This window comes from Glutamicibacter sp. NPDC087661 (assembly GCF_044743275.1).
In the GTDB taxonomy this organism is placed as follows: domain Bacteria; phylum Actinomycetota; class Actinomycetes; order Actinomycetales; family Micrococcaceae; genus Glutamicibacter.
In genome coordinates, this window is record NZ_JBIUWE010000003.1 from 386,680 (window position 1) to 403,808 (window position 17,129).

Below are 17,129 nucleotides of genomic sequence, written 5' to 3' on the forward strand. Positions count from 1 at the left end.
TTCCTGGTCGCGATTTTCTCGCAGGACGAGCAGACGACCAGAATGCGCCATTTGCTTGCAGCAACGCTAGTGGCCTTTCGGCAACGCTTCTTCCGCGTGGCGGCGGGTCCGGTCGGCAATCTTGATGATCCGGTCAATCACGGTGCGTGTGCTCACCCGAGTCCGTGCTTCGGGCCTGGTCAAGATGTCGATATGGCGGCCGAGGGAGAGGTCTGCCAGGGGACGCAGCACTACGTGCTCGCGGAAATATGGGGTCAGCCCCGTATATCGAGGCAGCAACCCAAGCATGCGGGTTTCGGCGATGATCGCCGCCACCAGGTTGAACTCATTGACGCGATGCGCGATCTGAATCGGGTTTCCGGCACTGGCAAACATCGCTTGGACCAGCAACGGTTCCAGTGCGAATCCCTCGTGTGCTGCGACCCAGGTTTCGCCCACCAAATCGGCCAAGCGCACCGTTTCCTGCTGCGCTAACGGGTGTTCCCGGTGGAGTGCCACGTCGATCGGCTCTTGCAGGACGGGCGTGACGTGCACCCTGTTGCCCGGCCATGCAGCTGAGGCCAGCGGGCGGTGGGCGATGACCAGATCATGGTTCCCGACCAGATCGACGAACCCGTTGATAGACACGTCTTCGTCCCGGCAATGCACCATGGGGCCGTCTGGATCACTCAGGCTGCTGGCGATGAGCGGCGGAAACCAGGCCAGTCCGGCACTGTGGAAAGCGGTGACCGAAACGGGCTCTTGACGGGCCAGCAGGTATTCGGAGACGGAATTCTCTGCGCGTGCGAGAGACTCCAATACTTCTCCGCCGGCGTCGGCCAACCGCTCCCCGGCGGGGGTGAGCACCAGCACGCGGCCGCGCGGCTCGGTCAGGGCAACTGGCATCCCGCGTTGCAGCGCTGCAAGCTGCTGGGATACGGCAGACGGCGAAAGGTGCAGAGCCTGGGCTACTGCAGTTACTGAGCCCCGGTCCCTGAGCTCGCGCAGGGTTCGCAGGTGATGCACTTCCATGAAGCTTAGCTTACGGGATCGTGAAGACACTGGCCGTTGTTCTGCATGGTTTGCCTTCCTAAAGTGAAAGCATGCCAGAAAATCCTCGTGTAGCCCATCGCTTTCTTCCCGATATAATCCTGATGATCATCGCAATAATGTGGGGTGGCAGCTACCTGGCAACCCAAGATCTCGCGATGGCCTCGTCTGCTGCCGCGGTGATGTGCGCACGTTTCCTGCCCGCAGCGGCAATCTTGCTCTGCGTGAATCTCGCCCGCTCCAACATGCGGCTCCGGGACTCGACTTTGCCCGGAGTCCTGCTCGGGACCATGCGAGCGGCGACTATCGCTTTGGAAACCATTGGTGTCACGCTCACAAGTGCCACCAATGCCGGACTTATCATTGCTCTTTCCATTCTCTTCACACCGTTGCTCGAATCCGCACTCACGAGAAGACGGCTTTCCCCATCTCTGGTCTCCAGCGTTATTCTTGCACTACTCGGGATTACGCTGCTCGTGGGTGGGCAGGGATTCTCCGGGGCCAATCTGGGCGATGGCTTGATGCTCCTTGCGGCGGTAACCCGGGCCCTGCTCGGAGTTGCCGAGGCACGGTTTACCATTGGCAGGAACGCTGATGTGCTGGGACTAACCACGGTCGAGATAGTGTTCGGAGCTGCGATATTCGCCGCGTGGGGTGGCAATTCGTTGCTGGAGCATCTTCCGGGTTTCAGCATCGAAAATTGGCTCACCATCGCCTATCTGTGCCTGGGCTGCACCATCTTCGCTTTTCTCGGGCAGCTGTGGGCCACTAAGCACACCTCGGCGTCACGTGCGGGCATGCTTCTTGGCACAGAACCAGGATGGGCACTGCTGGCAGGAGTGCTCCTGGCCTCAGATCCGATAGGCGCACTCGGATATGCGGGCGCCGCTGTACTCCTGGGGGCCACGTGGTGGGGTGCGCGTGCTGAACAACGCTGGCGCGGAAGCGGCCCAACGGCCAAGGAAGGCTTGGCACCGGTGATTGGGCCAGCTGACGGCAACTGACCCGGCAAGGCGATATCCATCCTGTCCCGGGAGCTGCGAATGCTGCACATACGGGATGTACTCCTATTCGTATTCTGCGTTTGCGCGTGCAACCTGTAGCCGCCGTTACGGGGGAAACCACGGCTCTCCTTGGACCTGCACCCGAGGCCGGACTGAATAATGGCGTAATGTCCCCACCTTTCGATCTTGCAAGTAGCCGGATTTCCCTGAAACCGTCCTGCGAACGTCACCTTGATGCTCGGGCTTGTTACCTAGGCGTCAGAGCGAGCGGTCACTGCTGTGCACCGTCCTGCAGCGGCCTATTTTCCTGTTTCCATCGCGGCATTAGACTCGGCTCATGCCAATTGATAAAAGTGACCGCGGCGCGCTGCTGCGCGAATATCTCAACGATGCCCGCGAAGCCATCTTGTGGAAATGCGAAGGCCTGAGCGATGCCCAAGCGCGAACGCCCATGACCTCGACAGGTACCCACGCCATGGGGCTGCTGCTCCACCTGGCCGTCACCGAATCCGGGTATTTCATCGAATGCCTGGGCCGCGAAATTCAGAATCCGATTATCCGGAGCATCTTCGATTCCGATGACGCGCAAGCAGACTTCCTCCCGCCACCGGGGATGACTCTGAATGATGCAGTCATGTTCTACAAGGAAGCGATTGCCGCAGCCGATGGAGTGCTTGACGAGCTGGAGCTGGGTTCACCGGCTGTAGTGCCATGGTGGGGAAAGCATCGGCACACCACGGTGGAACGGCTCCTGGTGCATATGATCGCAGAGTCGCACCGGCATGCCGGGCACTTGGATATCGTCCGGGAGCAGCTGGACGGTTTCGTCGGTCTACGGCCATCGGCACCTAACTTGCCAGAGCTCACTGCCGACCAGTGGGAAGAACAACGCTTGCAGATGAAAAAGCTAGCCGAGAACGCCTAGTTCTTCCGGCGTGTTGATTCTGTCGTCCGGCAGGCTTGCGGCGGAGATCCCCGAACCAGAACCCTGCTGGACATTTTGAAATAAGGGACCTGTGACTCCCCGGCACTTCAGTTCGTCGATTGAGCGGCTGCAATGGTGGGGAACCACGTGCAGCTCAAACCCAACATCGACCTAGCGCTAGCGGCAATGCCCGATGCCGAATGCATGGCTCCTGGCGCGAAACCGATGAGGAACGGACTGTGCTCCCGGCCAGGCCAGCCGCTGCTGTTGGTATTATCAAGCAATGCCGAGCGTGATAGAAAAAGCAGTTTGCTACGTCGTCCAAGACGATCACCTGCTGGTCTTCACGCATTTGCAGCACCCTATGCATGTCACCGGAGTCCAAGTGCCGGCTGGAACCCTCCAGCCGGGTGAAACCCCCGGTCGAGCGGCCGTACGTGAGCTCTTCGAGGAGACTGGAATAGAAGGCTTCGTTACACGAGACCTTGGAACGATGGCCTATGACTTACGGCCCATGAGAGACGAAATTGCTAACCGGCACTTCTTCGAACTCAGTGTTCCCCGGCAAGATCTTTCACGGCGTTGGATAGCCGGTGAACAAGATCCCTCGCATGGCGGCACACCCGAGTCCTGGGAATGCTGGTGGCTACCACTGGCACAGGCGCACGTCCTGGCAGCCGGGCTCGGTGCCATGCTCGGGAAACTCAGCGACGAGTCGAACCCTGTCCTCAGCTGAGCAGGAACGCCGCATCGTCATCGGTATGATCTATCCATGAACAGTTCCATGGACGAATCCGAGTCCCGCACGGTCCGAATGTTTCCGGACCATGCGGATACAGTTTTATGGTTTCCAGACCCGGTTCCCTATGACGCGGCAGGGCTGTCGCCCGAACTGGCAGCCGATCTTGCCGGATGGGAAGAGCTCTTCTATGAAGGCCTGGACCGTGACTACGAATGGAACTCAGCGGAGCTCGGTCGCGAGTTCTATGCCCAAGGATTACTGCTGGCACAGCGTGTAGCCGATGAACTCGGCAACAAGTTCATCATCGATTTGAGCGCTCAAGACGATGACTGCCCTGCGCGCAGCTTCCAGGCGAGCGGTACAGCTCAGAATCCGCAGGCTGCCGAAGCTTTCGAGGCTTTTGTCGTGGAAAACAACCAGTTCCAAGCGGACGTTGCCGAAGCCCGGGAAAGGGCTCTGCGTGGGGAGCATCCTGGTTGGTACGCCTATGCGCCGCTGTCGCAAACGGTGTTTGATCCGCAAAATCCCGAGCGCAAGTAGCCCTCAGGCTGTCCCGAGCCAGCTTGAGCTGTACGGGTGGATTCTCGGCTGCGGCCCGAATGCGTGACGCGCATTGGGGTGCAGGCCGGGAATCTTCAGACGGTTGCGGCACGGCGACGGGCGACTGCGAAGAACACGAGGGTTGCCACCGAGCAGACCACGATTGCCACGATGCTGGCTTCGGGTCCAAAGGCTCCTCCGGACAGCCAGTCCGGTCCGCTGATCACTGCGGTGACCAGCGAATCGCGCGCCTCGGATCCCGAGGTGACCGAGCCGAAAAGGCCGGTGGTCGCGAAGTTCCAGCCGAAGTGCACGCCGATCGCCAGCCAAAGCGATCCGGTGGCAAGGTAGGCGGCGCCGAGCATGATTCCGGCTTCGATCATGATGGCGAAGGCACCCCACAGCGACGCGTCCGGATTCACCAGGTGGACGAGCCCGAAGAGGATTGACGAGACGCTCAGCGCCACCGTGGTACCCCAACGGCCACGCAGCAGGCGGAAGACCACGCCGCGGAAGAACACTTCCTCCGACACCGCAACCGCGCACATCATTCCGGCGACGGCCAGCATTCCGGAAACGGAGCCCCAGCCGGTGATCGTGTACGCGCCGAAGAGGGCAAGGAGGCCCACTGTGGCCCCGGACATCAGCACCCCGAGCCCCGTTCCGACCAGCACATGGCGGACGGCGTTGCGCCTCGGGAATTCTTCTGCCTTGCGGCGTTCGACTCGTTGTCCCGCAATGCTGAACAGGCCGATCATTGCCACGGCCAGGATGGGTCCGATGATCAAGGCTGCCACCGGATTGCGCGGCCACGCGGCCAGGGCATTGGCCATCAGCATTGCGATGGCCATTCCAGTGACCATCAGGGTTGTGGAGATCCAGGTTTTATGCCTGAGGGAGGGCGATTTCTGCGTAGCTTCAGTCATTCTTGCTCCTTGTTCGCTACCCGATAGTGGGTGTGAACAAGACGCTACGGCGTTGGGGCGCGGGGCAAATCACCCGCGGGCAGGCACTTGGGATCCCCCGTTCGGGGGACCGGCGCGTCAGGACCAGTCGGCGAATCCCGTTTTGTGGGCGAGCACGACAGCTTGCACCCGGTCGCGCACCTGCAGCTTCGACAAGATGCGAGACACATAGGTTTTCACCGTTTCGGGACTGATCACCAGTTGCGCTGCGATCTCCGCGTTGGACAGGCCTTCGGCGATCAGCTGCAGCACTTCGCGTTCGCGCGCGGTCAGCGCCTCGAAGATGGCGGCGTCCTTTGCCGAGGGCCGCAGCCGGTCGCCGAAGCGTCCGATCAAGGAGCGGGTCAGCGCCGGGGCGATAAGCGAGTCACCGGCGGCAATGCTCCGGATGGCCGCGGCCAGTTCCGCGGGCCGGGCATCCTTGAGCAGGAAGCCGCTCGCGCCGGCGCGCAGTGCGTCATACACCAGGCCGTCCAGGGAAAAGGTCGTCACCACCAGGACTCGCGCCGCGTCGGAGGCCTGCGGCCCGGCAATTCTCCGGGTCGCTTCGATTCCGTCCAGCAGCGGCATGCGGATATCCATCACCACGACATCCGGGCGCTCACGGCGGGTGACTCGTACCGCTTCCTCTCCGTCCGCCGCCTCGCCGACAACCACGAGATCGGGTTGGGCGTTGATGATGGTGGAAAATCCGGTGCGCACAAGTTCGTGGTCATCGCAGATGACCACGCGGATTGGCGTGTTCGCTGGAGTGGAGGTCATCGAGGGATCCTCGCTTTAACCACGAACTGCTCAGCGAGCTGTTCGACCTGCAATTGGCCACCGGCCAGTTCCACGCGTTCTCGCATCCCGATGATCCCCCGGCCTCCAGAGTTCGATGCCGAGCCCCTGGCACGGCGGCCGGAACTGGCCACCTCGACCATGATCTCATCCTTGCCGTAGCTGATGCCTACCGTTGCGGCGCCATCGAGCGCATGCTTCAGCGCGTTGGTCAGGCTTTCCTGGACTACCCGGACAACCACCAGTCCCGTAGCCCCAGTGAGCGGGTAGGGCTCGCCTTGCTCCGCGAATTCCACATTCTGGCCGGAAGCCCGTGCCCGGGCGATGACCTCGGCGGCCTGCTGCTCGGCGGGTACCCGCGACTTTTCCGCTTTCCCGTCCAGTGCCCCGAGCAGGCTGCGCAAGTCCGCCAGCGTTTTCCGGCCCCCGTCGGCGATGGAAGCCAGCAGCTGCTGCGTCTTGGCATCGAGCTGCGGGTGGAACCCTCCGGCCTCGGCCTGCACCACCATCGCCGTGACATGGTGCGTGACCACATCGTGCAGCTCGTGCGCGATGCGCGTCCGCTCGGCCAGGATGATCTCCCTTTCCAGCATTTCGGCGTGGCGCCGGCGCATCGCGGACTGCGAGCGAAGCCAGGAACCGAAGATCCACAGCGCCGCCAGCATCGCTCCGAAGGCGAAGGCGTCGGGTACCGTGAGCGTGGGGTCAATCCGAATCAGGGCCGCGACAAGCAGGACGTAGCCGGCTAGGAGCAGCGATACGGTCAGCGGCCGGTGCCGTTGCGCGAGCGCGCCGGCGCCTACCAGGGCCACCAGCAGGCCGAGCGCCGCGAACGTGGTGGGGAACCCGAGCAATTGGTAAGCGGCAAACGACGAAAAGGCGAGGGCCAAAGACCAATGCGGCCAGCGGCGCAGTACCGCCACCGAGCCGCCCTGGAGCACGATGAGCGCTATGCCAAGCAGATTCAGCGGGTGATCGGGGGAGTCCGCCAGCTCAAGGCCCTGCCGTGCCACCCCGGGGACGAATGACAAGCCGATGAGCACCGCAGCGGATACGGCGTCCCACTTGAATCCGGCCAGCGGCCAATGCACAGTCTTCACCCCAGAATCGTACACGTGCGCCCAGCGTTGCCACGGGCGAAAGACTATCCAGCAACTCTCCGGCGCCGGATCTCCAGCAGGTGGCCGGTGGGCTTTAAAGAAGACCATGCCGGCGGGACGTGAAGCCCAAGGGGGAACCGTGGCGTCGGCAGCCGGTCCGTGTGCTTGGGATAAGCGCACCACGCGGTATGCGCGCACCTCGTACGGGGCCTTTCGATCCTCGACGGTGGATAGTGCAAAGTGGGCTGCCAGATGATACTGAGCGTAGTTCCGGTAGCTGCATGCCCAATACTGTTGAACTCTTTTGCCCGTGGCCAAGGGGGTGAGCGGAAAGCTGTCACCCGCTGAATAAATCTTTTATCCGTGAGCTGTATCAAATAGGATTTAGTTATGAAGACCCTGTTCGTTGTTTCTGCCATTCTTTTTGCTGCGTTTTCGGTACTTTCCTTTAGCGGAAATCCGATGGTTGGCATCTTTGCGGCCGTGGCCAGCTTGTCATCGCTGGCGGGATTCTTCGTGGTTCGAAATCGCGAGGCGAAGGCTTAGCCCACGTACCTCTCGTCGATGGAGCCGTGGCGTTAACGGTAAACTCGAGAACTATGGCTATCGGCGCGACTATACACACCTTTGAAGTTCAACTTGCTGATGTAGATCGCGGGGTTTACGAGGATCTTTCGCTCCGTGTTGCGCAGCATCCGTCAGAAACCGATGCCTACATGGTCACCCGTGTGCTGGCCTACTGCCTCGAATATGAAGAAGGCATCGCCTTCTCGGCCGGAGGCGTTTCCACCGGGGAAGAGCCAGCCATTTTGGTCAAGGACCTGACCGGACTCATCACCGCGTGGATTGAAGTGGGCGCCCCCGATGCCCAACGCCTGCATTTGGGCAGCAAGCGGGCAGACCGCACCGCCGTCTACACGCACCGCGATCCTGCCAAGCTTCTGGCTTCTTGGCGCGGCAAAACGATCCACCAGTCGCAGGAGATCATGGTGCGCTCCTTCGACCCCAAATTCATTGATGCAGCGGCCCAAGCATTGACCCGCCGCAACACCATGTCCGTCTCGGTGACCGAGGGGCAAATCTACCTTGAATTGAACGGGACGAATCTGGAAACCCAGTTCAGCACGCATGAGATTGAGTAGAAAAGCTTAATCTCTGATTCAGCTCAGTGTGGGGTCGCAGTCATCAGCGCGCGGAAACATGGCCGGTGTACACCAATGACACCGACGGAAGTGCTCCATGAAACTGCGCAATATCACCCTTGGCACGGCAACTCTGGCTTTGGCCGTCACCCTGGCAGCTCCCGCCGTGGCTGCTCAGATCGAACCGACTGGATCTGATCCACTGATCATCGGCCACCGCGGAGCAGCAGGCGTGGCACCGGAGAACACCTTGGCTGCCATCAAGGCAGGCAGCCAGTCCGGCGCCGAATTCATCGAAATTGATGTGCAGCTGTCCAAGGACGGAGTACCGTTCATCTTCCACGACGGTACGCCCTCCCGCACCACGAACGTGGCAGAGGTCTTCCCTGACCGCGTCAATGACCCCATCACGTCATTTACCTGGGAAGAACTGCAGCAGCTCGATGCCGGTTCCTACTTCTCAGACGAGTTCGAGGGAACGAAAATTCCCCATTTCGATGAGGTTCCAGGTGCACTGACCGGTGGCACGGGAGTATTCATCGAAATCAAGGATCCAGCCAAGTCCCCTGGCGTGGAGAAGCTGGTAGCCGACGCGCTGGCTGAGGATCCTGAATGGAAGGCACTGGCAGAGGCCAACAAGATCGAGGTCCTTAGCTTCGACGCAGCATCCAACCAGATCTTTGCCCAACTGGCACCTGAAGTACCACTGCAGCAGCTGACCGGAACCGTGCCTTCTGCCGCGGAACTGGCAACCTACGCGACCTACGCGGATTCTTTCGGCACTAGCTACCGCACCCTTGACGCCGCCGGTGCGCAGCGCGTGAAGGACACAGGCTTGGGCCTGGGCGTCTACACCGTCAACGCCGTCGAAGCAGCCGATGCTGCACTGGCCCTGGGTGTTGAGCGAATCACCGGCGACTTCCCAGCACAGGTGAACCGCCACATCGCTGGCCAGAAAGATTTCCCTGCCAACAATGGCGTGGTGATTGCCAACGCGATCAATGACGTGCCGGGAGATGACATCGCCCCGGAAAATGGCGAGCACGTGATCCTGGAGAACACCGGAAAGCGCACCATCGATGTCAGCGGCTACATCATTCGCGATGCCGCTAACAACATCCTGGAAATTGGAGAAGGATACGAGCTGGAGACAGGAGATCAGCTGCGCGTGTACTCGGGTCCGGGTACCAACAGCGAAGAAGCCTACTACGTGGACGGACCGGGAATCCTGAACAACGGTGGCGACTCGCTGGCGCTGTGGGATGCCAAGGGCAAGCTCACCGATACCTTCGCGAACTAGCTCTAGGTAGAGCGAACCCCCGGGAACCATTGTGGACTGCTCCCCAGAATTTGGATAGGGAAACCAGTACTACTTCCGGGGAGCAGTCTACAAAAATGGGGCGGTTTTCCGTATTAAGGCAGGCAACCCGCCAGCACTTGGGGGACGCTGACGGGTTTCACCAGCGTGAGGCCGCTCTTGGGGAAACGAACTCAATGCCTGACTGGTGACTTTTCGTAATTGGCCTAGGCCAATAGCTACTGTAGTTGCAGGAGAGTGAAAGGTGAAGTGGGCGGGGATAAAATAAAAACTTTTCCCAATTCCAAAAATTCTCTAGGCGTTATGGGCTTGACGAAGTATTCTGTGCATAGGTTTCACGCCGGACTAACGTTTTTGGGGAATCGGAAGTCTTTGGGGAGATGGATGGGGATCCATCGCCCAGCGCAAAACTCGCAACCAGCCCTCGTTGATGATCGAATCAGCGAGGGCTGGATTAGTTTAAGTGACAACACGCGGGTGGATTCTCACGAGCAACAAGGCCGCACTCCCCAGTACGGGTCGGGATTTGAATCTGTTGTGGATTCCCAATGAATCAGACCAGCCTCTTTGCCTACACCTCGCTCGACGCTAGGGTGATTGATAGGCGGCCTGACCCAATGCACCGGGAAGGGTCCGCTGTGATCGGTTGCACCGTTTGTTTGCCTTCTTGCTTACCGTTTGTTGGCAGCAACTGTAGCTGGGAACCCCTATCGGTGGTTCCGGTGTTGTAGTAGGCTCCGGGACCACCGCCAGCTTGGAACGCGGACACTAGCTGTTTGGATTCAGCTAGTATGAGAACGACGGTCATGGATGCCGTCAGTTTGGTGATCCGTAAGTGCAAGCGAAACTGCGACTGCGATCTTTCGCCTTGTCTTCGTCATTGTTGTATGTACGTTGTTGGAGAGTTCCATCCGGTTCCCGCCAAACGACTCGATAACTGTAACCGTGCTTTAGCTCTCGTCGTTGTACCGTCGCCACTTCTACCTTTAACCCGGTTGTTCTATCTTTAATGCAACAGATCCGGAGTTTAAGGCAACAAGCCGATTTGAGATAAGAAAAACCCCGGAATCACAAGGATTCCGGGGCTATTCAACGCGGTGACGGTGGGATTTGAACCCATTATCCTATCCGCGCCATTACTGCTAGCTCCCGAATATCCCTTGTGTTTACTGGCATCTGGGCTCATTGGCTCACAGGTGCGCACCACGTCCCACAGGTATTCCTGCACCAAAATGCACCACAGTGCACCACCGTTAGAGCTGTTCGGCGCGCTGCTTGCTGAGGGCTTCGACCACGTTGTCGAGGTCGTCGGGGAACAGTGCCGCGTAGGTGTCCAACGTGACCTTGGCCGACTTGTGGCCGAGCATGCGCTGTACCACCTTGACGTTGGCCCCGGCGCTGATTGCCAGCGATGCCGCCGTGTGCCGTAGGTCGTGGGGCGTGACCCTGCGGAACGACTTGTCGGACGCCTGGGCTCGCTTCACGGCTCCGGTGAACCATCCGGTCTTGGCGTTGCCCGGGTTCGCCCCTCCTACTTAAGTAGTATTTACGCCGTTCTTATTTAATGGTGATTATTAAACGTGCTCGTATCTGAGGCAATTCGATCCAGACCGAGGACTTTTGTTGCGGAGGCTCGATTTCGGTCGACCCCCGCTTGGCACGGCAGATGATGCGCCGATCTTTACGAAGATGTAGATTTCGATTCATTCAAAAGGTGATAGTCGTGAAGCTCAAACTTCACTCGATTGCGGTCAGGTCAAATGAAGACCACTGCATTCCAATCCCAACATCAAGACAACAATCCAGCTCCGGGGTCACGTACCTCGCGATCGCGTTCGTGGCAATCGCTTCCCTGGTCCTGAGCCTGAGTACGGCTTTGACTAAGCCAGCGGCGGCCGCTTCGTCTCCGGCTGTGACCAGCATCGCCAGCTTCGGCGAGAACGCAGAGATTCTGTCGAAGTCGGAGGCCCTCCAGTTGGCCAAGAATGCCGATCTTCCAACAGAGTCGCTCTCAGGTCTGAAAGTTGACCGTTCCGGCGTCCAAGCATGGTCGATGTCAGACGGGACATCGTATGTGAGCTACCCGCTCGTCGGCGACGGCGTCCAGCTCGCCACAGTCGGTGCACTCCTGGACAACTCAGGCAACGTTGCGCAGCGCACAGAGATGGCTTTCGTTGGCGACGATGCATCTGGTCATGCCCGCATGTGGGTTGACGGAAATCTGACCATGGACAAGCAATTGACCACTGCTGACGCGGCAAACAACGTCACCACATATGCCGGTTTCTGGGACAAGCTCAACAACTGCCTTGCCAACGCGGGCATCCCTGGCTGGGTTATTACCGCCATCACTATCGCCTGCGCGGCGGTCTGCGTAGGAACCGTTGGGCTCGGCTGCGTGGGCTGCATCGCGGCAGCTGCGGGCGTCTGGGGCGGCCAGGTCGGCTATTGCATCGACCAGGCCCAGAAATAGGAAGTGGTCAACATGAAAAAGATTTCGAAAGCAATCATCGCGATGGTTGCAGGCTGGGCGATGCTCTTCGCGGTTGCTAGTCCGGTCAACGCTTCCGAAAGCTCGTTCTCAACCAACCGGCCGCTTTCGGATTCAACTGTTGAGCGAGCGATCGCAATAGCTGAGCCGAGTTTCGACGCTCAGCTGCGAAACGGCGCAGAAGTCGATATCAAGCAGGCAAACGTCGCCCGGATCAATGGCTCCAGTTCGTTGATGGTGGCAGTGGCTACGTCTGGCGACGGCCACGACGAGGGTTCGTTCGCCGTTGCCGTCGTCGACGCCGCGGGAGACGTTGTCCAGAGCTTTGCGCAGGTTCAAGCTACGTACACCAGCGACAGCACTGCCGAGGTGAAGCAGTGGGTCGATGGGAGTCTCCTTAAGCAGTGGACTGTTGAAGCCACTCCCGAAGCTGAAGCTCAGGCTGCGAAGGCTTTGAGCGCCATGTCTCCTGAAGGCTCGTCGGTGGGCGTTGCGGCCGCTGGTAACGAGGGTGTGATCAAGTGCCTCAACGCGCTGGGCATCTCCACCATGGCGGCGCTCGTGATCATCTCCACCTGTGCGGCATTCTGTGCTGTTACCGTTGGAACAGGCTGCATCATCTGCGTGGCTGGGTTCACCGCTGTCGCTGGCGCATCCGTAGGACAGTGCCTGAGCGGTGCCAGCTAGGCACGAGAAAGGAAACGGCAAATGACAAAGCAACCTAGCAATTCGTCTGCCGCCAGGAAGAGTACCGTGGTGGTGCTTCTGTTCCTTGCGGTAGCCGCGATCAATCTGCCTCGCGTCCCTCAGCTTACTGACTACGCCGTGGTTGGATGGGCTGTCGGCGGAGTGCTGCTGCTCGCAGCACTGATCCTGGCATTCACCAACTACCGCCACCACTCGAAGACCAGCACTTCACGATAGTAGGTAACGCCGGCTCGTTCGTCGAATGAGCCGAGACGAGCAATGTCCAGATCCGCTGAGCCTAACCCGAAGAGATCCCCTTGCCGCATACAGCAGCAGGGGGACCTTTCTCTGTGCCCGGCTTCCTGAGGGCAAGCGCGCGCAGCAGGTGCGGCAGCCGGCGGGAGGCTAGAGATCTTTTTCGTCCTGCTTGCGCGATGCCCAGTATGGTCATTCTTCGTTGTGGTTCACCCAGTCGCAGGCGTGCGGGCCTGCATGGTGGTGGTAGCCGTGTTCACAACGAAGGATGGGCATGTCGTAACTACCCTCCGGTGAAATATGCACCATAAGTGCACCATGTCAGATCTTTAAAAGAAGAAAACCCCTGGCTGACCAGGGGTTTTCATTGGCGGTGACGGTGGGATTTGAACCCACGGTACGGGGTTACCGTACACAACATTTCGAGTGTTGCACCTTCGGCCGCTCGGACACGTCACCAGACCTGATAACTCTATAACGAACATCAGGCGAAAACAAAAACGAGAGCGCTGTTTTTGGCCTGAAGTGTTCCGAAACACATCAACGTCGGTTTCTAGCCGCGCTTGCTCCGGAAGAATTCACGCAACAGGTCACCGCATTCTTCTTCCTTGACCCGCGAGTACACCTCGACCCAATGGTTCAATCGCGGTTCACGGACGATATCGAAGACCGAGCCGCACGCGCCGGCCTTCTCGTCCCAGGCCCCGAAGACCAATTTGGGAATGCGCGAAAGGACTATTGCCCCGGCGCACATGGCGCAGGGCTCAAGGGTCACCACCAGGGTGCAGTCGGATAAGCGCCAGCCATCATCTTGTCCCTTGGCTTCCAAGGCCTTGACCGCATTGCGAATGGCGACCACCTCGGCATGCGCCGTGGGGTCCTTGATGGCCTCGCGCTCGTTGCGTCCGGTGGCCAGGACTTCGCCTTCGGGGGAGAGGATGACGGCGCCGATGGGTACGTCATCAGTGGCCAGCGCTTCGCGCGCTTCAGCCAAGGCGAGGTCCATCCAAGCATCAAATTCGTGCACCATAGTGCTTTCACTTTACGTGTTTTGGGACGGTAGCCGGGCGCTCGGAGTGTGGTGCACTGCGCACTGCACTGAAGTTTGCTGTTTCCTTGGGCACACCAAAGTGCTTTAACGGCGGGAAATCGGGGATATCTCTCGATTTGCCTGAGTCGGTGCTGATAGATTTCTACTTATGCGCGTACAGGTAGTCGACCACCCACTGGTGGCACACAAGGTTTCGGTTCTTCGTGATAAGAACACCCCATCCTCGATTTTCCGCCAGCTGACCGACGAACTGGTCACCCTGCTGGCTTATGAGGCAACCCGCGAGGTGAAAACCGAAAACGTTGAGGTGCAGACCCCGGTCGCCACCACCACCGGTACCTCCATTGCCAAGCCGACCCCGCTGGTTGTCCCCATCCTGCGCGCCGGCCTGGGCATGCTCGAAGGCATGACCCGCCTGGTTCCGACCGCTGAGGTCGGCTTCCTGGGCATGGCCCGCAACGAGGAGACCCTGGACATCATTACCTACGCTGACCGCGTGCCTAATGACTTGGCCGGCCGCCAGGTCTTCGTGCTGGATCCGATGCTGGCCACCGGCGGCACCCTGGCCGAGGCCATCAAGTTCATCTTCGAACGCGGCGCAGAATCCGTTACCTGCATCTGCCTGATCGCTGCCCCTGAAGGCATCGAGCGTCTGAAGGAAATTCACGGTGCCGATCATCGCGTGCACATCGTGCTGGCAGCGATGGACGAAAAGCTGGACGAGAAGTCCTACATCATCCCAGGCCTGGGCGATGCCGGCGACCGCCTGTATGGTGTGACCCCGCCCATTGCCTAGTTCCAGCTAAGCGATGTGCCCGAAGGCTGCGGTGACTACACCGCAGCCTTCGGCGTTTCTTCACCGGTTTCGGGCGTGTCCAGCGGAAGCCGGACCTCGAAGACGGTATCTCCTGGCTGGGAGGTGACCGTGACGGTGCCCCCGTGGGCTTCGACGATGCTCTTGGCGATCGGCAGGCCCAGCCCGGTCGTGCCATCGGAGCCAGAACGCGCCTTGTCGGCGCGGGTGAAACGTTCGAAGACCCGAGGCAGGAATTCCGGGGCAATGCCCTCACCGGTGTCGTGAACCCGGATGATGGCTTCATCGGTGTCTTCGTCTTGGTCCACCGAAACGGTGACGGTGTTTCCGGCCGTCGTGTGCTTGCGGGCGTTGGCCAAGAGGTTGGTGATCACCCGGCGAAGCGAGGCCGAGTCGCCATTGACAATGGTCTGCGGCGCCTGGCAGTCGAACTCCCAATGGTGGTCGCTCGCGGTGAGCTTGAAGTCCTCGGTGATATCCGATGTCAGCGAGCACAGGTCAATTTCGCTGCGCTTGAACGCATTCTCCTCATCCAGCCGAGCCAGGAGCAGCAGATTCTCAACCAGTGAGCTCATTCGGCTGCTTTGCTGCAGAACGCGGTCCACCGAGCGCTGCCCGTCCGGGGAGAAATGCTCAGTGGCCGAGAGCAGCTCGGTGTAGCCGCGGATCGCCGAGAGCGGAGTGCGCAGTTCGTGCGAGGCATCGGCGACAAATTGGCGCATCTGGGCCTGGGACTTCTCGCGGGCGGTCAGTGCGGTGGAGACGTTGCTGATCATCGCGTTCAGCGCATTGCCGACATTGCCCACCTCGGTGCCGGGGACTGCATCTTGCGCCGGGACGCGCTGGGTCAGGTCCACCTTTCCTGAATCAAGCTCTTCGGCGGCAACCGAAGCAGCCACGGTGGCCACGCGCTTCAGCGAGGCAAGCGAGCGGGAGATCAGCCACGAACCGGCCAGGCCCGCACCGGCGATCAGGATCAAGGCGATGAACAGCGTCAGCCAGGCCATGCCGCGCAACGCCAGATCGGTGCTGTGCAGGGGCAATCCGACAATCAGGATGCCGTTGGATCCAGAGTCCTTGACTGCGACGAGGTAATAGTCGCCCACAGTCAGGTGGGCACGTACCGGCTTGAACTGCCCGCCGGCACGCAACGTGCTCAGCTCCAGATCCACCATCGGGATGGCATCTTCCTGGCTCAGCTGCTTCAGCACGCCGGTGCGTTCGTCCAGCACCCCGCCGTTGAAGACGTATTTGTCGACGAACCGCGCGGTCAGCGTGCCGGCGGACTGGCCGGGGGCATCAAGCCGGGAGTTCACCGCTGGTGCACCCTGCGAATAATTCAGCGCGCGTTCGGTGGTGAGCCGCAGCTGGCTGTTGAGCTGGTCCATCAAGGTCTGGCGCATGCCCGCGTTATAGAGCAGGCCGAGCAAGACAGATACGGCGGTGACCGAGGTCAGCAGGATGAGCAGCAGTTTGCGCTGCAGCGCGTGCGGCGAGCTCACCCTGGTATTCGGGGAAAAGAAACTCATGCAGCCGGCTTCAGCACGTAGCCAACGCCACGCACGGTGTGGATCATCGGCTCCGCGTCAACGTCAATCTTCTTGCGCAGGTACGAGATGTACAGTTCGACGATGTTCGCCTGGCCATCGAAATCGTAGTGCCAGACGTTGTCCAGGATCTGCGACTTGGATACCACGCGGCGGGCGTTGTTCATCAGGTAGCTGAGCAGGTCGAATTCGGTGGCGGTCAGCGAAATTTCGCGGCCTGCGCGGGATACGTCGTGCGAGTCCATGTTCAGCACCAGATCGCCGACGACCAATTCAGCGGAATCCGCAGTGGCCGCACCGGAACGTTCCACGAGTCGGTGCAATCGGATCAGGACCTCTTCGAGGCTGAAGGGCTTGGCGACGTAGTCGTCTGCACCGGCCCCCAGGCCCTCGATACGGTCTTCAACCGCGTCCTTGGCAGTGAGGAAAAGTACGGGGATTTCAGGGAAGTGGGTGCGCACCTTGCGCAGCACCTCGGGGCCGTCGAACCCAGGCAGCATCCAGTCGAGAACCAGTACGTCCGGCGCCAGGGAGCGAGCGGTGGCTACTGCTTCGGGCCCATCGTGGGCCATCGTGGCTTCCCAGCCGAGCATGCGGGTTCCCATGGCGACCAATTCCGCCAATGAAGGTTCATCATCGACCACGAGAACTTTGATTGCCGTGCCATCAGGGTGAGTCAGCCGGGGCAATTGCGAAGGGGAGAATCGTGATTCATTCATGTTAATCAGCTTGTCCTATT

Annotated in this window: 18 protein-coding genes, 1 tRNA gene and 1 pseudogene; 11 read left to right on the plus strand and 9 right to left on the minus strand. The window is 60.1% G+C overall.

The genetic code is table 11. From position 1 onward, the window contains the following. Positions 1–66 precede the first annotated feature (66 nt). Positions 67–1,011 (minus strand): LysR family transcriptional regulator, encoded by a 945-nt coding sequence (locus ACIOTN_RS11060; RefSeq protein WP_402735362.1) that lies wholly within the window; start codon positions 1,009–1,011, stop codon positions 67–69. Between the two features lie 122 nt (positions 1,012–1,133). Between ACIOTN_RS11060 and ACIOTN_RS11065 the strand changes: the two genes are divergently transcribed. The 4 genes from ACIOTN_RS11065 (at position 1,134) to ACIOTN_RS11080 (ending at position 4,240) form a co-directional block, all read left to right on the plus strand. Further along, positions 1,134–2,033 (plus strand): DMT family transporter, encoded by a 900-nt coding sequence (locus ACIOTN_RS11065; RefSeq protein WP_402735363.1) that lies wholly within the window; start codon positions 1,134–1,136, stop codon positions 2,031–2,033. Between the two features lie 337 nt (positions 2,034–2,370). Next, the gene (locus ACIOTN_RS11070) at positions 2,371–2,958 is read left to right on the plus strand and encodes a DinB family protein (RefSeq protein WP_388024361.1); all 588 of its coding nucleotides are present in this window, start codon (positions 2,371–2,373) and stop codon (positions 2,956–2,958) included. 283 nt (positions 2,959–3,241) lie between these two features. Further along, positions 3,242–3,694 (plus strand): NUDIX domain-containing protein, encoded by a 453-nt coding sequence (locus ACIOTN_RS11075; protein ID WP_332503186.1) that lies wholly within the window; start codon positions 3,242–3,244, stop codon positions 3,692–3,694. A 48-nt stretch (positions 3,695–3,742) separates the two neighbouring features. Further along, a complete protein-coding gene (locus tag ACIOTN_RS11080; protein WP_402735364.1) occupies positions 3,743–4,240 on the plus strand; it encodes a hypothetical protein in 498 nt (165 codons plus the stop codon). Positions 4,241–4,335: 95 nt separating this feature from the next. Here ACIOTN_RS11080 and ACIOTN_RS11085 read toward each other — a convergent pair whose 3' ends face one another. The 3 genes from ACIOTN_RS11085 to ACIOTN_RS11095 all read right to left on the minus strand — a co-directional run bounded on the left by ACIOTN_RS11085 (position 4,336) and on the right by ACIOTN_RS11095 (position 7,085). Continuing rightward, positions 4,336–5,166: a CPBP family intramembrane glutamic endopeptidase gene (locus ACIOTN_RS11085; protein WP_332595196.1), complete on the minus strand. Its 831-nt coding sequence runs from the start codon at positions 5,164–5,166 to the stop codon at positions 4,336–4,338. A gap of 117 nt (positions 5,167–5,283) precedes the next feature. Continuing rightward, positions 5,284–5,967 (minus strand): response regulator transcription factor, encoded by a 684-nt coding sequence (locus tag ACIOTN_RS11090; RefSeq protein WP_332489276.1) that lies wholly within the window; start codon positions 5,965–5,967, stop codon positions 5,284–5,286. After that, positions 5,964–7,085, minus strand: a complete 1,122-nt coding sequence (locus ACIOTN_RS11095) for a histidine kinase (protein ID WP_332489277.1) — start codon at positions 7,083–7,085, stop codon at positions 5,964–5,966. The genes ACIOTN_RS11090 and ACIOTN_RS11095 overlap by 4 nt, the downstream gene beginning before the upstream one ends. Before the next feature lie 390 nt (positions 7,086–7,475). Between ACIOTN_RS11095 and ACIOTN_RS11100 the strand changes: the two genes are divergently transcribed. The 3 genes from ACIOTN_RS11100 (at position 7,476) to ACIOTN_RS11110 (ending at position 9,527) form a co-directional block, all read left to right on the plus strand. Next, entirely contained in the window at positions 7,476–7,631 is a 156-nt protein-coding gene (locus ACIOTN_RS11100) for a hypothetical protein (protein ID WP_332489278.1), read from the plus strand. 53 nt (positions 7,632–7,684) lie between these two features. Then, entirely contained in the window at positions 7,685–8,227 is a 543-nt protein-coding gene (locus tag ACIOTN_RS11105; protein ID WP_105658829.1) for a YaeQ family protein, read from the plus strand. A 97-nt stretch (positions 8,228–8,324) separates the two neighbouring features. Then, complete coding sequence (locus ACIOTN_RS11110) at positions 8,325–9,527, plus strand: glycerophosphodiester phosphodiesterase family protein (protein WP_400342939.1); 1,203 nt, start codon at positions 8,325–8,327, stop codon at positions 9,525–9,527. Positions 9,528–10,798: 1,271 nt separating this feature from the next. Here the strand turns inward: ACIOTN_RS11110 and ACIOTN_RS11115 are convergent. Next, positions 10,799–11,050 (minus strand): annotated as a pseudogene (locus ACIOTN_RS11115) (tyrosine-type recombinase/integrase); the annotation flags it as partial. A 218-nt stretch (positions 11,051–11,268) separates the two neighbouring features. Here ACIOTN_RS11115 and ACIOTN_RS11120 point away from each other — a divergent pair. Genes ACIOTN_RS11120 through ACIOTN_RS11130 form a run of 3 tightly spaced genes read left to right on the plus strand, consistent with a single transcriptional unit; the run spans position 11,269 to position 12,960 of the window. Beyond that, positions 11,269–12,018 (plus strand): hypothetical protein, encoded by a 750-nt coding sequence (locus ACIOTN_RS11120; protein ID WP_133835084.1) that lies wholly within the window; start codon positions 11,269–11,271, stop codon positions 12,016–12,018. A gap of 12 nt (positions 12,019–12,030) precedes the next feature. Continuing rightward, complete coding sequence (locus ACIOTN_RS11125; RefSeq protein ID WP_332498815.1) at positions 12,031–12,723, plus strand: hypothetical protein; 693 nt, start codon at positions 12,031–12,033, stop codon at positions 12,721–12,723. A 21-nt stretch (positions 12,724–12,744) separates the two neighbouring features. Further along, positions 12,745–12,960 carry a hypothetical protein gene (locus ACIOTN_RS11130; protein ID WP_133835086.1) on the plus strand — a complete coding sequence of 72 codons (216 nt, stop codon included), beginning with the start codon at positions 12,745–12,747 and terminating at the stop codon, positions 12,958–12,960. Between the two features lie 386 nt (positions 12,961–13,346). Here the strand turns inward: ACIOTN_RS11130 and ACIOTN_RS11135 are convergent. Together ACIOTN_RS11135 and tadA are read right to left on the minus strand one after the other, a co-directional pair. Then, positions 13,347–13,437 (minus strand) — tRNA-Ser (locus ACIOTN_RS11135). A gap of 94 nt (positions 13,438–13,531) precedes the next feature. Beyond that, the gene (gene tadA, locus ACIOTN_RS11140) at positions 13,532–14,008 is read right to left on the minus strand and encodes a tRNA adenosine(34) deaminase TadA (protein ID WP_105658823.1); all 477 of its coding nucleotides are present in this window, start codon (positions 14,006–14,008) and stop codon (positions 13,532–13,534) included. Positions 14,009–14,177: 169 nt separating this feature from the next. On the opposite strand from tadA, the gene upp reads away from it, so the two are divergent. Then, a complete protein-coding gene (gene upp, locus ACIOTN_RS11145; protein WP_402735365.1) occupies positions 14,178–14,825 on the plus strand; it encodes a uracil phosphoribosyltransferase in 648 nt (215 codons plus the stop codon). Between the two features lie 35 nt (positions 14,826–14,860). On the opposite strand, the gene ACIOTN_RS11150 is transcribed toward upp, so the two are convergent. Next, entirely contained in the window at positions 14,861–16,372 is a 1,512-nt protein-coding gene (locus ACIOTN_RS11150; protein WP_105662484.1) for a cell wall metabolism sensor histidine kinase WalK, read from the minus strand. Beyond that, positions 16,369–17,109 (minus strand): response regulator transcription factor, encoded by a 741-nt coding sequence (locus ACIOTN_RS11155; RefSeq protein ID WP_105658820.1) that lies wholly within the window; start codon positions 17,107–17,109, stop codon positions 16,369–16,371. The genes ACIOTN_RS11150 and ACIOTN_RS11155 overlap by 4 nt, the downstream gene beginning before the upstream one ends. Positions 17,110–17,129 lie beyond the last annotated feature (20 nt).

What these genes read in the sequence shown, in the direction of transcription:
- ACIOTN_RS11060 (WP_402735362.1), bottom strand. Translation starts at nt 1,011, where the DNA reads ATGGAAGTGCATCACCTGCGAACCCTGCGCGAGCTCAGGGACCGGGGC.
- ACIOTN_RS11065 (WP_402735363.1), top strand. Translation starts at nt 1,134, where the DNA reads ATGATCATCGCAATAATGTGGGGTGGCAGCTACCTGGCAACCCAAGAT.
- ACIOTN_RS11070 (WP_388024361.1), top strand. Translation starts at nt 2,371, where the DNA reads ATGCCAATTGATAAAAGTGACCGCGGCGCGCTGCTGCGCGAATATCTC.
- ACIOTN_RS11075 (WP_332503186.1), top strand. Translation starts at nt 3,242, where the DNA reads ATGCCGAGCGTGATAGAAAAAGCAGTTTGCTACGTCGTCCAAGACGAT.
- ACIOTN_RS11080 (WP_402735364.1), top strand. Translation starts at nt 3,743, where the DNA reads ATGGACGAATCCGAGTCCCGCACGGTCCGAATGTTTCCGGACCATGCG.
- ACIOTN_RS11085 (WP_332595196.1), bottom strand. Translation starts at nt 5,166, where the DNA reads ATGACTGAAGCTACGCAGAAATCGCCCTCCCTCAGGCATAAAACCTGG.
- ACIOTN_RS11090 (WP_332489276.1), bottom strand. Translation starts at nt 5,967, where the DNA reads ATGACCTCCACTCCAGCGAACACGCCAATCCGCGTGGTCATCTGCGAT.
- ACIOTN_RS11100 (WP_332489278.1), top strand. Translation starts at nt 7,476, where the DNA reads ATGAAGACCCTGTTCGTTGTTTCTGCCATTCTTTTTGCTGCGTTTTCG.
- ACIOTN_RS11105 (WP_105658829.1), top strand. Translation starts at nt 7,685, where the DNA reads ATGGCTATCGGCGCGACTATACACACCTTTGAAGTTCAACTTGCTGAT.
- ACIOTN_RS11110 (WP_400342939.1), top strand. Translation starts at nt 8,325, where the DNA reads ATGAAACTGCGCAATATCACCCTTGGCACGGCAACTCTGGCTTTGGCC.
- ACIOTN_RS11125 (WP_332498815.1), top strand. Translation starts at nt 12,031, where the DNA reads ATGAAAAAGATTTCGAAAGCAATCATCGCGATGGTTGCAGGCTGGGCG.
- ACIOTN_RS11130 (WP_133835086.1), top strand. Translation starts at nt 12,745, where the DNA reads ATGACAAAGCAACCTAGCAATTCGTCTGCCGCCAGGAAGAGTACCGTG.
- tadA (WP_105658823.1), bottom strand. Translation starts at nt 14,008, where the DNA reads ATGGTGCACGAATTTGATGCTTGGATGGACCTCGCCTTGGCTGAAGCG.
- upp (WP_402735365.1), top strand. Translation starts at nt 14,178, where the DNA reads ATGCGCGTACAGGTAGTCGACCACCCACTGGTGGCACACAAGGTTTCG.
- ACIOTN_RS11150 (WP_105662484.1), bottom strand. Translation starts at nt 16,372, where the DNA reads ATGAGTTTCTTTTCCCCGAATACCAGGGTGAGCTCGCCGCACGCGCTG.
- ACIOTN_RS11155 (WP_105658820.1), bottom strand. Translation starts at nt 17,109, where the DNA reads ATGAATGAATCACGATTCTCCCCTTCGCAATTGCCCCGGCTGACTCAC.